This is a genomic window from Photobacterium sp. TLY01 (genome assembly GCF_021432065.1).
GTDB lineage: Bacteria > Pseudomonadota > Gammaproteobacteria > Enterobacterales > Vibrionaceae > Photobacterium > Photobacterium halotolerans_A.
Map to the genome: position 1 here is coordinate 1182874 of NZ_CP090365.1, position 17348 is coordinate 1200221.

The window sequence follows — 17348 nt, forward strand, 5'->3', positions numbered from 1 at the left end:
TCAGCTATTTACAATTAAGTTTTGGTCATCAATCATTTTCTGGAGCAATTCAGCTTCAGAAACCCCTGAGGCATTCCCACCGTAAAGATCATCACGAGAGACGTTATCCAGCACGATAATTTGCTCGACCTGGCTTTCATCCGGTTTGACATGAATTTCAATGCCCGATGCAGTTTCTCCGAAATCAATCACCGCATCTGCCGACGCACCGTCGGTGATATTCAGCCCAGCCAGTATGCCACTTAAATCAATGGCATCGCTGTCAGCAGAATAGTCAAAGTTCATAATGGTATCCGTTGATGGGGAGCCAGCGGTTCCGCCGTCCAGGACAAAGCGATCCGCCTCGCTGGTTGCGGTAAAACTGTTATCACCGGGTTCTGTCAGGCTGACCTGGATATTTTGCGGCATGCCGGTGGCGGTATCGCCACCAAGTGTCGCAGAAGGGGTTATCGACAACTCAAAGTCGCTGCTGCCACTGTAACCTCCGGCAATGCTCAGTCCGTCGACATCGCTCTGATCGATAATCCAGTCACTGCCTTGCTTTGTGCCTGCCGATAATGTCATGCCATCCGGTAATCCGGAAATGGTCAGTGTGCCTGCCTCATTCGCAGCAGGATTCATCAGCGCCAAAGATAAACCCAGCGGAATCTGGCCATTGGCTTCCGCAATGATGCTGGGGTACTCGACGGTCAGAACCGGTGTATCCACCACTGGCGTTATCGTGATCACCATATCTTGTGTCGTTTCAGGCCCGTGATCGGTCACGTGGGCACCCAGAACCTGATTGCTGTCCACCGTTGAGGCCGTCAGCGTGATATTCAAATCGCCGAATGCATCACCGGCATAGAGCTCAAAACTGTCGACCTGGCTGGCCGGCACAATCAAAGTTGCTTGCATACTGCCATCGGCATTGAGCATAAAACGGGCAAACAGATCGCCAACTTTAATGCGATCAAGCCCAATCAGCGCGCTGGGATCAGAATCTGCATTCACTGTTACCGTCAGCGAAATAAATTCATCGCTGCTGGTTTCAGCGCTGGTGATATTTACCGGGACAGTGATTGGATCCCCTTCACTGCCCGACATCGAATCGGGCACGCCAAAGAACTGGGCATTGTCCCCCACCGGATTCACCCCAACCGTAAAATCTTCCGTGGTAAATTTCACATCTGTGGTGCCAATCTCCTGGGTCATCGCTTCGAGCGTCAGTGGCAGGTCACCACTGAAATCCTGCGGTGGCAAGATGTAGATGCTCCCCAGTTGATCCGGTTGTACCTGCCAGGCCATGGTCGGTGTGCCGTTAAATGTGCCGCCGTCATAGCCATTGTTCGGTAACAGCACATATTCATCGCCCTGTTTCAGCACCAGTACCGCACCATCAGGTACGCCTTTAATGGACAAAGACAAGGTTTCAGATCCATCCGTATCGATGAGAGAAGCGCTGAGGTTTGACAGCGCAATATAGCTGTCTTCATCACCGGTAACATCTTCTGCCGTTAATTGAGCCAGATCGGTAACGGGGGCAACGTTAATCGTGATCGTGGCAGACTTGTCTGCGGTATCTGTGACGGCCACACCGGTTGCTTCATCGGTAATGTTTGCGGTCGCAGTGATCGTGATATCACCACTGAAATGAGCGGGCGGCACTAAGGTGATTTCGTCCAGACGGGCGGGATCACTGACAAGCCAGACCCCATTCCCCTGATAGGATAACAACCCCGGATCATCAGCAACCAGTTCACAACCAACAGGCAAAGTCAGGGTCAGTGAATTCACGGTTTCCTTCCCTTCGCTGGGGATCCCTTCTCCCTCGATACTCTGGCCGCTCTCAATACTGTCACCCAACACAAGCGCCAGATTAATATCCGCGGCAACATCTTCCTGCATGCTGGTGACATCAGACGTGAGCGTCATCTCATCCACGACCGGCTCAACCACGATGTTGATCTGCTGATTAGTCGTGACGCTGTCACCGTTACAGCCCGAGGTTTCAATCACAGCGATATTCAGAACCAGGTTGCCTGCCCAGTCTTCATCCAGGCCCACCACCTGCAGGGTGGCTAAACCTTCCGGTGGAATGGTATAGCCAATCACATTGCCTTGTTTATCGTATTCTGTAATGACGCCTTGCCCCTGAATCGTCACCCCTTCAGGTAAGCTTGAAGCATCAACAAAGAAGGAAAGCGCATTGTCGGGATCGCTGGCAACGTCCGGGTTCAGCAAACCGCTCAGATCAATCGGTTCACCTTCCTGGGTATGGACTGGCTGGCTGTTATCCTGAATGTCGTCCGGTGTCCCGACAGGATCACAGGTTCCGCCACCAGAGTGGCCGGTAATCTGTATATTCAGAGGCGTATCAATAAAGCGCGCATCTTGATCGTCAATCACACGGGCACTGACAATAATTTCAACAATACCCGTATCTGAGGCGCTGGAAATCGTGGCTTGCTGCAACAGCATGGCCGCCTGCTCTTGGAACGAGTCGCTGGTCAGCCCCGTGGCGGGAATGACCCAGTTTCCGTCTGCATCCTGAGTCGCGCCATTAGGATGCTCGACAATAAAGTTGTAACCGGCAGGCATCTTAATCAGGATGTAATCCAGATATTCAGACCCATCCAGATCCGCATCGACAAACCAGACGGAATCGGACAAATCGATCGGCCCGCCATCTGTGCTTTTCAGCACTTCAGTCGTTGATTCCAGACGGGTATCCAGTTCTACCCGGCCATGAAACTGAACATCCACCTGTGCCTGAATCCATTTGACGTCTGTGTCTGAGGGATGATCTGGTGAGGTGTCTGTCACCTGATAAGACACAGGGAGCTTGAATGTACCGCTCAGATCTTCAGAGGCACGGACGGTTATCCGGCCACTTTGGAACAGCTCAGCCAGGCTCGCATCCGGATCAAGCGTACTGACATCCAGCCCGCCTTCCGGCACCTGAATCTCAACGCCATCAAAGTAAAGCGTCAGTTCCTCAGGAAGAGAATCAATCTTATATCCCGTCAGTGCTTCACTGCCATCCACATCCTGGCTGGGCACAGGTAACACGGTCACACTGGCTTCTCTGTCTTCGATGCCATCCGCCGTGAAAATGGTGCCATCCTGTTCATCAACCACAGGAGACACAGTGATATCCACCCCCAGATTAAACGTGCCTGAGTCCCCGTCCGGTTCTGTTGAAACCACCAGAATATCCAGGTGAATATCGCCGCTGAAATCCTGCGGGGCCTTGATATATGTATTCTGTAATTGTTCGCTGGTGATCTGGTACTGGATGCCGGTGTCGGGATCAACATTGGCGATTGGCAGCGTCAAGGGATTGCCTGCGCTATCAACCAGGGTAAACCCATCCGGCAGGTTGGTTAACAGCAAATTCAGCACTTCAGACTGATCGTCGTCTGAGGTACTGAGCATAAAATCAAGCGGGATCAAGCTGTCTTCAGCAAAAGGTGAAGTACCTGAAATCACCTGAGTGTCAGAGTCAAACTGCCAGTGGCCCTGCCCGCCATCTGTGACATCCGGGGCATCGACCACACCTTTGAGTTCAATATTGATGGTTTGGGTGCTGCTCTCTGCCGTCTGATGGATCGGATCCAACCCATCGGCTGTGGACTCAGTGGCGATTGCTGTCACTTTGACTGACAAAGATTGAGTCACAGAGCTGATATCTTGCTTCGGAATGAGCCTGATCTGGCCTGCAGCCACTTCATCTGCAGAGACCACATAGACGCCCGGTGACACTTCCTGCGCCGTACCGCCTTCAATTAACCAGCCATCCTGCACTTCGATACGATAAGAGAGGGTTTCTGAACCGTCCTTATCTGCCAGCTGACCCGTAATAATGTTATTCAGGTTAATGGCTTGATCTTCAAGCCCTTTATAATCCTGAACAGATAACTGGGGCGCATCGGCATCCGGACTGACATTCACTGTGACTTGATGGTTGATTTGTGCGGTTTTATCACTGCTGTCAGCAAACACATTGCCGCTCTCAGTGGCAATTGCGATGACGGTGAAGGTGAAAACACCGGCCAGATTGGCATCGGCCCGAATGGTCATCTGCGACAACTGTGCCTGCGTATAGGCTTTTCCTTCCTGAACCACATTGCCGTTAAGCATCAGGGTAATGCCGTCAGGAATGCCACTCAGTTTGTAGCTCAAACTTTCTGAGCTGTCCTGATCCACCAGATTGGCTGTGATGTCCAGCGTGGGCGCATTGGGATCATCTTCCACCAGATCATAAACGAAGGTGGACTCCGCCCATTCCGGGGCATCGGCGACAGGCAAAACGGAGACATCAAGCGTTGCATCAATGACTTTTGAGTCGTTATGAGTGCTGATGATTGCTGATATATCCAATGATATCTGAGTCGTGGTATCAGACTGATTGAAAGGCGGTAAATAAGTGAGATCTCCGGCGGGCTCTACCGCTCTTCCGTCACCGATTTGGGTTAACTGATCGCCATAGAGAACAATCACACCATCGACCGCCGTCAGCGCTTCGCCATTCAGATACAAGGTGCCGCCCTGAAGGGATGCCTCGCTGATTTGAATCGAAGTGACCTGCTCACCCTGATCGTTATCACCGGGTGTGACGACAATATGCAAAGCGCCGGTTTGGGTATCTTCTACCGTTTCAGCATTCAATGTCCGGATACTGCCGGCGTTATCGCCCAGAGTCAGATTCGCAGTATTGGTTGCTTCATCGCCATCATGATCACGAACCACATAGGTCAGATCATCAATGATGGTTGGATCCGTCTGCACCGCACCTTCTGTGGTCAGATCCAGCCGGCCATCCTTGTGCAAACGGAAAGAGCCATAGATTTCATTGTTTTCGGTATTGACCAGATTGACATCAAAATAATCAACCCCTTCGCTTGCGAAATTGTATTCCACGCCGTTATAGGTGAAACGGTTCAGTTCTCCGCCATCGGCGCCCAGACGAACATCGGTCAGCAAATTGGTTGAGAAGCTTTCGCCTTCAACCAGTTCCAGGGTACTGTCGGTGCCTTCCGGTACGGAATCCTGCACATTCACAGTCAGTGTCACGCTGTCGGACGTGTCACCATCCACATCAACCGCATGAACGTCAAAGTTGAGCGGCAGGTTGTTTTCTCCGTTACCCGACGGATGATCCAGCGCGGAGACTAAAACAAACTCCGTTGTGCCATCGTTGTTGAGTTTAAGCCTGAATACCTCGTCACCTGAAGTCTGCGTTTTCGCGATGTACCAGCCATTGACATCTTTATCACTCAGCAACACAGCCTCGCCGCCACTTTGATAGCCCAGGGCATTGAAAGCATCCACATCCAGGACGATTTCAGCAATATCATCACTGCCTTTCGCGACAGATATCACAGGCGTTGCTGACACAATGCCCGCTTCTGTGCCATCACCCAGCAAGCCATCTTCATCCACAGAGATGGCGCCCGTCACCGACAACACCGGATCTTTACCATCAAAGACAGTCACTGTCGTATCCGCTTGTTGCTGCGTGCCATCACTGTCTGTGACAACCACAGGCAGCGTCAGATCAATCTGAGTATCTTCCTGACCTGAGTCACCGTGATCGATTGGCTTGTGCAGTGAGAAATCCAGATCCACGCTTGCTGTCGTACCTGAAGCTACCGAGATCGTTTCAGGCAAGGTCACCGTAAACACGCTTTGACCATTTGGCAGGATGGCATCGTAACTGCCATCACCATTATCGCGCCAGATCAGCGCTTCGTGGTCGTGGGTAACGGGCTGGCCGTTACTGTCCAGAACCGGATCGCCATTGTTCAGCTGGAGGCCGATTTTGACAATCGGATCCTTGTTCGCTGTAACCGTAAGCGACACTGTCGCATCGGCATCCAGTGCCGCTTCAACCTTAGGTAATTCTGTAACAGAGATGGCCCCGGAAGTAATGCCACCGGACTGGCTGTCATTCAGATCAATAGGAAGCGTTAATGTTGAACTGTCACCGTCATCATCAATCACAGTCACCACCAGAGGCAGTGCCGTCTCGCCATTGAGCTGATCGATGGCTTTTTTCAGCGTGAAGTCATACGTGACTGTAGTGTCGGATTCCGGTTGATAGCTTCCCAACTGAACCGTAAAGACTTCTTCGCCACCGGCCCAGGCTGTCAACAGACTGCCATCGGCTGACAGCGTATAGGTGATCGTCTCACCGCCGCTGCTTAAATCCGGCTGATCAGCAAGATGAAATGCCAGGCTCTGAATGGCATCGCTGCCGACAGTGAGATCGAAGCTCCCTTGCCCGACAACATCCCCGGACGCCAGATCATCTTCATTGAGGTTAACACCTGATACAGAGCTCAGTTGCGGGTCAGCCCCGTCTTTGATAGTCCAGACAAATTCGCCTGCAGGAATCGTCGTCCCGTCCGAGTCTTCACCGATAATCGTCACCGGCAAAATGATGGCGTCGTTCGCAGTGGTGTGATTCATCGGCCGTTCTAACGTCAGCTGAACATTGCCTTCAATGTCACTGCCGACCACCCTGCCGGACATGGTCATACTAAGTACGATCTCGCCCTCAGCCGTGGTGCCGGTGATCACCCGGCCATCACTGCTGAGCGTAAACTGAATCAGCTGATTATCCGCACCCGTCGTCAATTGAAGCGCATTTAACGAAGCCAGCGTTGCCGGGTCGAAAGCAAACGTCGCCGTGGCAGGATCATCTGAACCGGCAATAAACTGAATGCTGCCATCAAAAGACTGGGCACCGTCGGACACTTTGCCTTCAGTGGCCGTCGCGGCATCGTCGACAATTTTTCCCGCGGCACCGTCATGGACATTGATGACAACGTCTGCAATGTCATAATCGATATCGCTGTCACCGGCCAGATAAGAAAACCGCACCGTTTGTTCCTGACTGTTATCCAGATCACGGTCGGCTTCCAGTGTCCAGCGGCCGTCACTGTAAATAGTCAGAACCCCTTGTGCCGTCGTAAATTGCGCACTCCCGCCAACTGGGATCGCCGCGTCTTCCATGACGTTATCACCATCAAAATCATGACGAATGAAACGTACAACCAGACCTTTGTCCAGGTCATAATCATTGGCAAGAATATTGCCTGAACTGAGTGAGGCTTCGACAACATCAAAGCTGTCATCTTCCGCGACGGGTTCCGAATCCAGAATATAGGTCACAACTGGTGCCAGAACGGTTTCTGTGGTGCCGTCCGCATCCTGCTGTGTGCCTTCGATCATAATGGCTGTTTGTGTGGTGTCGGTACCGATACCTTGATCGACCGGCGCATGCAGGGTGACGGTTATCCCATCTCCAGCTCCGTTAATCACAGCGCTCAGCACCAGCTTGCCATCGCTGCGAATGACATTCAGGCTCTGTCCATCGGCAGATAATTCGGCACTGACTGACAGACCGTTTGACGTCAGTGCATTGAGATAAGGCTGATCCGCATGAATACTGAACTCAGCAAATTGAATGTGAATCTCTGACACGGCTTCAGATGTGCCATCGCCATTTGCGCCCAATTCAGATTCTTCCAGCAAGACGCTGTCAGGCAACACCAATGTCGGCATGTCATCCGTGGCCTGGTTGCCGGCCAAATCGGTCACGCTGGCATCCATGGTCCAGGTTGCCTGTGCATTCAGTGCGCTGATGTCGATATTCTCGATCAGCCAGCGACCATCCGCCGCGATCTGACCGGTCAGCAAGACACTGTTCGTCCCGTCAGAGACAGTCACTTTGACCGTCTGTCCTGCTTCAGCACCTGTCGTCGTTCCTTGTAACGAAGTCAGGTTGCCGCCTTTAAAGTTGTAGATTCCCAATCCATCAAGCGTGTCGATGTCTATGGTCACCTGCGTATCAATCACGACTGTGTTATCTGTTGCGCTGGCCGGGTTACCGGCCAGATCGCTGGTGGTTGCAGTGACACTCAGCGGGCCATCTGCCAGTGCTGACAAATCTTCCGTGATTTCCCAGGCGCCCTGGTTCACCGTGGCGGTGAAGCTGTGCGACACATGATTACTGTCGGTCACCAGGATGGTCACCGTCTGACCATCTTCGACATTCGTGACGGTGCCGAACAAACGAGTGGCAGGCAGCTCAGACGGATTGAGGAAATTATCGTCTCCGCTGTCTACATTGACCGTAATCGCCGCCTGGGTATCTTTGATGATGGTATCTGTGTTGGTGGCCGGGTTGCCTGCAATGTCTGTGGTGTCCGCCTGTACGGTCAGCTCACCATCAGACAAGCCGCTGAGATCCAGATCCGACAGGCTCCACACGCCGCTGGAAACTGTCGTCTGCGCCGTCACTGTGTCGCCGTTGATGTCTGTGATGGTCACGAATACCGTCTGACCGTCTTCGACATCATTGACCGTACCTGTGATATCGCTGAGCGGCGATTCCACGTTATTCAGGTATTCATCGCCCTTGCCGTCAATCTCGACAGTAATGGCGGCCAGTGTATCTTTGATCACCGAAGCTTCTGACGTGGCCGGGTTGCCGGCAATGTCTGTGGTTTCGGCTTTGACTGTCAGTTCGCCTTCGGCCAGGGACGAAATATCGCCATTGATGGTCCATTTGCCATCAACGACTGTGGTTTCCAGCTCAATACTGGTGCCGGCTGAATCCGTCACAGTGACATAGACAGTCTGTCCGTTTTCGACATTGGACACAGTGCCACCGGCCCAGCTGGACTCCGATTCTTCTTGATTCAGATAATTATCACCGTGACTTAATATCTCAACCGAAATGGCCGCCTGAGTATCTTTGACGATCGTATCGGTATTCACAGCCGGGTTGCCTGCAATATCCGTGGTTTCTGCCAGAACCGTCAGTTCGCCGTCCGCCAGGCTGCTGAGATCCAGATCGTCAATCGACCAGACGCCACCCGTCACTGTGGCGTCTTGGGAAACTGTGTTGCCGTTAATGTCAGTGACAGTGACAGACACAAGCTGGCCATCTTCAACGTTTTCGACCGTGCCGGACAGATCACTGACCGGGGCTTCAGCAGCATTGAGGAAGTCATCGCCTTTGCCGTCTATGGTGACTGTAACAGCTGCCTGAGTATCTTTGATGATGGTATCTGTGTTTGAGGCCGGGTTACCTGCGATATCCGTGGTTTCCGCCAGAACGGTCAGCTCACCTTCTGCCAGACTGCTGAGATCCAGACCGTCAACAGACCAAGCGCCTGCGGAAACCGTGGCTTGCACGGTGACGCTGTCACCATGAATATCTGTGATAGTCACAGTCACGATCTGGCCGTCTTCGACGCCAGTGACTGTGCCTGTGATATCAGAGACAGGTACTTCGTCTTTGTTGAGGTAGTTATCGCCTTTACCGTCGATATCAACCGTGATGGTTGCCTGGGTGTCTTTGATGATGGTGTCTGTATTTGAAGCCGGGTTGCCTGCGATGTCTGTGGTTTGCGCCAGAACCGCCAGCTCGCCATCCGCCAGGCTGCTGAGATCCAGATCGTCAATTGACCAGACGCCTCCTGTCACTGTGGCGTCTTGGGTCACTGTGCTGCCGTTGATGTCGGTGACAGTGACAGAAACCACCTGGCCGTCTTCAACATTCTCGACCGTGCCGGAAAGATCACTGACCTGGGTTTCAACCGCATTCAGAAAGTTATCGCCTTGGCCATCGATAACAACCGTGACGGCCGCCTGAGTATCTTTGACAATCGTATCTGTATTGGAGGCCGGGTTGCCGGCAATGTCCGTGGTTTCTGCAAGAACCGTCAGCTCACCGTCTGCCAGGCTGCTGAGATCCAGATCGTCAATTGACCAGACGCCACCCGACACTGTCGCCTCTTTCGTGACTGTATCACCGTGAATATCAGTCACAGTGACAAACACACTCTGGCCGTCTTCAACGTTTTCGACTGTGCCGGAAATATCACTGACCGGGGCTTCAGCGGCATTGAGGAAGTCATCGCCTTTGCCGTCGATGACAACCGTGACAGCGGCCTGAGTATCTTTGACAATCGTATCGGTATTGGAAGCCGGATTGCCGGCAATGTCCGTGGTTTCTGCCAGAACCGTCAGCTCGCCATCCGCCAGACTGCTGAGATCCAGATCGTCAATTGACCAGACGCCACCCGACACTATCGCCTCTTTCGTGACTGTATCACCGTGAATATCAGTCACAGTGACAAACACACTCTGGCCATCTTCAACGTTTTCGACTGTGCCGGAAATATCACTGACCGGGGCTTCAGCGGCATTGAGGAAGTCATCGCCTTTGCCGTCGATGACAACCGTGACGGCCGCCTGGGTATCTTTGACAATCGTATCGATATTGGAAGCCGGGTTGCCTGCTATATCCGTTGTTTCTGCCAGAACCGTCAGCTCGCCATCCGCCAGGCTGCTGAGATCCAGATTATCAATTGACCAGACGCCACCTGTCACTGTGGCGTCTTGGGAAACTGTGTTGCCGTTCATGTCGGTGACAGTGACAGACACACTTTGGCCGTCTTCAACATTTTCGACCGTGCCGGAAATATCACTGACCGGGGCTTCAGCGGCATTAAGGAAGTCATCGCCTTTGCCGTCGATGACAACCGTAACAGCGGCCTGAGTGTCTTTGATGATGGTATCTGTGTTTGAGGCCGGGTTGCCTGCGATATCCGTGGTCTCTGCCAGAACTGTCAGTTCGCCGTCTGCCAGGCTGCTGAGATCCAGGTCGTCAACAGACCAAGCGCCTGCGGAAACCGTGGCTTGCGTAGTGACACTGTCACCATGAATGTCTGTGATGGTCACAGTCACGCTCTGGCCGTCTTCAACGCCAGTGACTGTACCTGTGATATCAGAGACAGGCACTTCGACTTTGTTAAGGTAGTTATCGCCTTTACCGTCGATATCAACCGTGATGCCCGCCTGCGTGTCTTTCAGTATGCTTGTGGTGCTGGACGCCGGGTTACCCGCCACATCCACGGTCTCGACGGTAATGGTCAGCTCACCGTCCGCCAGTGACGAGACATCGCCGTTCACCACCCATTTGCCGTCCACCACAGTGGTCTGCGTCTGAATCGTCAGCCCGTTCACATCCGTTGCTGAGACTGTCACGGTCTGGCCGTCTTCGACATTGGACACCGTACCGCCGGCCCAGCTGGAGACTGATTCAGCCTGATTGATCACGTTATCGCCATTGCCAAACACTCCGACCGAGATCGCCGCCTGAGTATCTTTGATGATGGTATCGGTATTAGAGGCCGGGTTGCCTGCGATATCTGTGGTTTCTGCCAGAACCGTCAGCTCGCCGTCCGCCAGCCCGCGCAGATCTTGATCCGGCAGGTGCCACACGCCACCGGATACTGTGGTCTGCGCCGTGACTGTGTCGCCGTTGATGTCTGTGATGGTAACAAATACCGTCTGGCCGTCTTCGACATCTCCGACCGTGCCTGTGATCACACTGCCAGGCACTTCAAACTGATTGAGGAAATTATCACCCTGACCGTCAATATCAACCGTCACAGCTGCCTGGGTATCTTTGATGATGGTATCTGTACTGGTCGCCGGGTTGCCTGCAATATCTGTGGTTTCTACCGTAACTGTGACTTCGCCGTCCGCCAACGACGAAATATCACCACTGGCGAACCACTTTCCGTTAATAACGGTGGTTTCCACCTGAATGCTTGTCCCGTCTGAATCAGTGACTGTGACATAAACTGTCTGTCCGTCTTCCACATTAGATACTGTGCCGCCGGCCCAGCTTGAGACCGACTCTTCTTTGTTGAGGTAATCATCGCCGTTGCCAAACACCCCCACAGTGATAGTGGCCTGAGTATCTTTGATGATGGTGTCTGTGCCAGAGGCCGGGTTGCCCGCGACATCTTTGGTGGCAGCACTAACGGTTAGCTGTCCATCAGCCAGAGACGACAGATCCAAGTTATCCAGCACAACCTGACCTGCTGAAACGATACCGTCATATTCCAGGGTATTGCCGGCTGAATCAGAAATGGTAACTTTTACAGGCTGACCATCTTCGACATGTGTCAGTTGTAGCGTGACTTTTGTCTGCTCCTGACTGATTTCGGCCAGATTCAGATAATTATCGCCGTTACCGTCCATCTCTACACTGAGCTCAGCCAGCGTATCTTTAATGGTCGAATCTGACGCATCGACGCTGTTATCCAGCACGTCCGTCGCAACGGCATAAACGTCCAGCGGGCCTTCGGCAAGGCCGCTCAAATCAACATTATCAATCTCGTACCTTTCATCCTTGACCCTTGCTGAAAGCGACAGTGTCTTGCCGTTTACATCGGTAACCGTGACGCTAATTGTCCACCCGTCCCGAATGTCGATGGCATCACCACTGATCGTGACCGATGGCACTTCAAATTGGTTTTCGTAACCGTCGCCACCATCATCAATACGGACGGTCAGTCTGGCATCTGTACTTAACAGGTTTAGAACGCCATCAGTCGGGGAATTGCTCTCAGCTCGATACGAAGTAGGCTGAGTGTCGAAACCGGCTTCCGGCAAAACTTCAGGTAAGTCTGGCGCGATATAGGTGACAAAACCCGCGCTGTCGCTGGAGAGATCCTGGCTATTATCGGAGGAGGCCGGTGCGGATGATGCAGGTGTATCATTCTCTGAAGACGCAGGCGCGGATGCTCCAGGGGCTGACTCGCCAGCTTTAACGGCTTGCTCAACCTGACCGGTATCTTCAACCAGCGTGATGGTTGGATCCATGTGCTCATCTGGCGCCAGTCTTTGCCAGCTTCCGTCTGGCATTACTTTCCAGATTACACCCTCAATCTCAATATAAAATATTGGATCCATTGCCTGCTCCTGAAGCCTGATTCGCTGATAACAACACGTTCACATTAAAACGAGTCGCATATTAGACTAATATTCTCAGCTACAAACACAAGTAAAATTATTACAAGCAAAAAAATTCAATCGCCAGAATTCACTGAATGAATAAAAGGCATATTTTTCAGGTGGGCATTTATGTGGAAATAATGAGCAGGAACATCGGAAAAGGTCAGGTATGAACCTTAAAAAGACCCTGTAAAGTGTAATGCTATTGGTGAGGCAGATAATAAAAAGCCCGGTGAAAACACCAGGCTATGGTTACTAATCAAACCACTTTTTGTAAAAAAACAAAAAGAAGGTCCAGCTATGCAGCAACGCCAATAATATGAGAGAAGTGACTTAACAGATCGGCGGCCAAACCAAAGCTAAGTATTCATCTCGGGAGTGGCCTGCACCTAAGTGAAAGCAGGCCTTTTTATCATTATCCTTTTACCCCTCCGGCAGTCAGACCACCGACAAGAAACTTCTGAGCCAGCAAAAATACCAGTGTGATGGGCAGTGCCGACAACACAGCGGCGGCAGCGAAATCACCCCACAGGTAATTTTGCGGATACAAATATTGCTGCATTCCAACAGCTAATGTGTAGGAATTTACATCACGTAATAACAGAGATGCAACAGGAACTTCGGTTACAGCGGCAATAAACGAAAGAATAAACACCACAGACAGGATAGGTACAGATAACGGCAGTAAAACCAGTCTGAACGCCTGCCACGGACTCGCCCCATCTAAGGCTGCAGCTTCTTCCAGTGAATTGTCGATGGATTCAAAATATCCTTTAATTGTCCACACGTGCAGCGCAATACCGCCCATGTAAGCAAAGACCACCCCACCGTGAGTATTCATGCCAAGAAACGGAACATAGGCACCCAGTCGGTCGAACAATGCATACAGTGCTACCAAGGCCAATACTGGCGGAAACATCTGTAATATCAGCATAGCACGCAGAATTTGGCTTTTACCGGCAAAGCGCATTCTGGCAAAAGCGTAAGCGCAAGTTGTGGACAACGCCACAATTCCGATGGCAGTCAGTCCCGCAACTTTCACAGAATTCCAAAGCCAGGTCAGTACCGGAAACGGTGGCAGCGTTTTACTGCCATCGGCATGTTCAACGGCAATTCCTAACGCCAGTTTCCAGTGTTCCAGTGACGGGTCACTTGGAATCAGCTCACCAGAGGCGTAGTTTCCTTCTCGGAAAGAAATAGCGACCACCATCAGCAGTGGCAACATGATCAGCGCCAGAAAGCACCACATTGCAATATGCGTCGCCCAGACGCGATATTTTAAAGATTTCGGTTGTACCATCGCCATGAGTCTTCCCCTTACTCAGCATCCAGTTTTGTGAATTTCATATTCAGTAATGACAAACCGCCAACCAGCAAGAATATTAAGGTAGCAATCGCCCCCGCCAGACCAAAGTCCTGTCCGCCCGCACCTTCAAATGCGATGCGATAGGTATAACTCACCAGAAGATCGGTATGGCCGGCTGGCACGCTGGTGCCCAGCATGTCCGGTGCGCCGTTGGTCAGCAGCTGAATCAAGACAAAGTTATTAAAGTTAAAGGCAAAACTGGCAATCAATAGCGGCACCATCGGCTTCACCAGCATCGGCAGCGTAATGCGGAAGAAATTATCCAGCGGACCGGCACCGTCCATGGCGGACGCTTCATACAAATCATCAGGAATGGCTTTAAGCAAACCCATGGCCAGAATCATCATATAAGGGTATCCCAGCCAGGTGTTCACAATCAGAATCATGGTTTTGGCCAGAAACGGATCGGTAAACCATGCAGGGCTTAAACCAAACAGACCTTGCAGAACCTGGTTAATTTCACCAAAACTCTGGTTAAACAAGCCCTTGAAGATAAGAATCGAAATAAAGGCAGGAACGGCATAAGGCAAAATGAGCAGCACACGGTAAAGGCCACGCCCTTTCAGAGCTTCCCAGGACACCACCTGCGCCAGGACGACACCTACGGCCAGGGTAAACACAACCGTCAGGGCCGAGAACAGGATGGTCCAGATAAAAATGCTGACAAAAGGCCCCTGAATGCCGGGATCGGTAAATATCCGGGTGAAGTTATCCCAACCGCTGTTGACGATAAAACCCGGTGACATGGATTCACCGATGAACTGCCCTGCCTCGTTGACTTCCTGATAATAACCCGTCTCCCAATTGGGTTTGTACACCTGCTTGGTCTGCTGGTTGATCAGCGTTTCACCATCGTCCTGCAGTGCAAAAAGCGACTGGCTGGCCGCAAATTTACGCAGCCCCGACATCGTCAGGTGATCGCCGTTTGGCAAGCTGACGACCAGGGCGCTCAGCTGCTGACGGTTCTGAATCACTGTTTTGAGTGGCGCTGCCTCTGTTGATGGTTGCTGTGCCAAAGACAGATTCAATGATTCTGGCAATGCCTTCAGATCAATGGGATCACTCAGATACCAGCCATCCTGAGTATTGAGTGCTAACTGGTAGCTTCCTTCCTCACCATACAGCGAAAAGCTATAGCTTTCTCCAGTCTGAAATGACTGCTCCATTAACACTGACTGGGCGCGTTGAAAGCTAAGTTGATTGCTGCCGCTGTAGTTGGTGAATGAGAGGCCAACGGTATACACCAGAGGGAAGATGATAAACAGAATCATCCCGGCGACCCCCGGATAAATATAGCGGTGCGCATAGGTGCTCTTGCGGGCGAACACATACACGCCCAGCGCAGTCAGAATAAGAGTGAGTAACGCAAATGCATATTCAGCACGTGCATACATCAGTATGGTGGCATAACCGTTTATGGCGCTCACTCCACCCAGCGCAGCCCACTTTAACCAGGTTCGCAGGGCAGGTTTGTTTTTTGAGTTCATGGTCATATCGGTAGCGTCAAGAGCCAGTTCGGCAACAGGATGAGACTGCATCATCGTTCCTCGCAGTACGTCAGAGGAAGGAGCAAGCAGATGCTTGCTCCGATAGGTAAGTTTACTTGGTCATTCGATCAGCAACAGTATTTAATGCGTCTTCAACAGACTGACGTCCATTCACGACATTGTTAATCGCTGCTTTCTCTGCATACCAGAAAGAAGACATCTGAGGGATATTCGGCATGACTTCACCGTTCATTGCATTCCCCATGGTGGCAGAAATACGGGCATCCGAGCTCAGCTCTTCCTGGAACGAGTTCAGCGCAACCGCACCCAGCGGGGTGTCATTGTTCACTGTGCGCAGACCGTCGTTTGTCAGCAGGTAGTTTTCAAGAAACTCAACTGCCAAATCTTTATTTGGCGAAGCAGAGCTGATACCAGCGGTCAATACGCCAACAAATGGTTTAGACGGATTGCCATTCAGCTTCGGCAGCATGGTCACGCCGTAGTTGATGCCTGCTTTATCAATGTTCGCCCAAGACCAAGGGCCATTGATCGTCATTGCCACGTCGCCTTTGTTAAAGCCGGCCTCAGCAATGGCATAGTCGACATCTGGTGCAATCACACCTTGATCTACCAGGCTCTTCACAAAGCTCATTGAACGTTTGGCACCTTCGTTGTTCACGCCAACATCTTTCGCGTCATAGCCGGAAGCCGTGAATTTAAAGGCATAGCCGCCGTCAGCTGCCAGCAGAGGCCAGGTGAAGAAAGGTTCTTGCAGGTTCCACATGATGGCGCGTTTGCCTTTCTTTTTCAGCTCAGCATCCAGTGCAGCCACGTCTTCCCAGTTCTTCGGCGGTTCCGGCAGTAAATCTTTGTTATAAATCAGTGATAATGCTTCAACTGCAACCGGATAACCCACGTATTTACCGTTATACGACACGGCATCCCAGGTGAAATCGGCAAACTTACTGCGATAGGCATCAGAAGGTTTCACTTCAGTCAGCAGCCCAGCCTGAGCATAACCCCCAAAACGGTCATGCGCCCATAGAACGATATCCGGGCCGTCTCCTGTTGAAGCCAGCTGAGGAAACTTTTCTTCCAGCTTGTCCGGATGTTCAACTGTGACTTTGATGCCAGTCTCAGCTTCAAACTTTTTACCGACTTCAGCCAGGCCGTTATAACCTTTATCACCATTAATCCAAATCGTGAGCTGACCTTCTTCAATGGCAGCATGCGCTGAAACAGAACTGAGTGCGGCAAGGGTACAGAGTGCGACAGTACTGAGGACTTTCTTCATTGTTATATCCTTCCAGATGGTTAACGTTGCGTTTTCAATTGGCAACACATTTTCCAGTCTCTATCATCTATCAGTCATTCTTGTGAAGCATCATCCCAGGCGCTACGCCCCCCATCATGCAGAGTGGAAATCGTGATCCTAATCATCCCCGTGGGTGACCAAGTTCAAAAAACAACGATCATTCGTGACAGAGAGCACATACTACTTGCAATGATTTCAGCAGACAGCACACCGCCTGAGAAAATGTGATCTGAATACTCCTCCCCCGCTCATCCCCCTGAGAAGAATAGTTCAGGGAGGATGTTGGACACAGGTGTTTTACGCACAATGGCATCGACCTCAGCAAGGCTTGAGCGTGTTCAACGGTAAACTGTCTTTTTATTGTTGACTGTTG

General features: G+C 51.7%; 4 protein-coding genes. All 4 read right to left on the reverse strand.

Annotated elements, in window-relative coordinates; all coding sequences use genetic code 11:
* Window positions 1–12765 (reverse strand): RTX toxin, encoded by a 12765-nt coding sequence (locus LN341_RS21070; protein WP_234205706.1) that lies wholly within the window; start codon window positions 12763–12765, stop codon window positions 1–3.
* 457 nt (window positions 12766–13222) lie between these two features.
* Window positions 13223–14113, reverse strand: coding sequence for a maltose ABC transporter permease MalG (gene malG / locus LN341_RS21075; RefSeq protein ID WP_046221406.1), 891 nt, complete (start codon window positions 14111–14113; stop codon window positions 13223–13225).
* Window positions 14114–14124: 11 nt separating this feature from the next.
* A complete protein-coding gene (malF, locus tag LN341_RS21080; RefSeq protein WP_046221466.1) occupies window positions 14125–15666 on the reverse strand; it encodes a maltose ABC transporter permease MalF in 1542 nt (513 codons plus the stop codon).
* A gap of 106 nt (window positions 15667–15772) precedes the next feature.
* The gene (gene malE, locus LN341_RS21085; RefSeq protein ID WP_046221407.1) at window positions 15773–16954 is read right to left on the reverse strand and encodes a maltose/maltodextrin ABC transporter substrate-binding protein MalE; all 1182 of its coding nucleotides are present in this window, start codon (window positions 16952–16954) and stop codon (window positions 15773–15775) included.
* Window positions 16955–17348: the final 394 nt, after the last annotated feature.

Excerpts from the sequence above, each read along its gene's own strand:
- malE (WP_046221407.1), bottom strand. The coding sequence starts at position 16,954 with ATGAAGAAAGTCCTCAGTACTGTCGCACTCTGTACCCTTGCCGCACTC.
- malF (WP_046221466.1), bottom strand. The coding sequence starts at position 15,666 with ATGACCATGAACTCAAAAAACAAACCTGCCCTGCGAACCTGGTTAAAG.
- LN341_RS21070 (WP_234205706.1), bottom strand. The coding sequence starts at position 12,765 with ATGGATCCAATATTTTATATTGAGATTGAGGGTGTAATCTGGAAAGTA.
- malG (WP_046221406.1), bottom strand. The coding sequence starts at position 14,113 with ATGGCGATGGTACAACCGAAATCTTTAAAATATCGCGTCTGGGCGACG.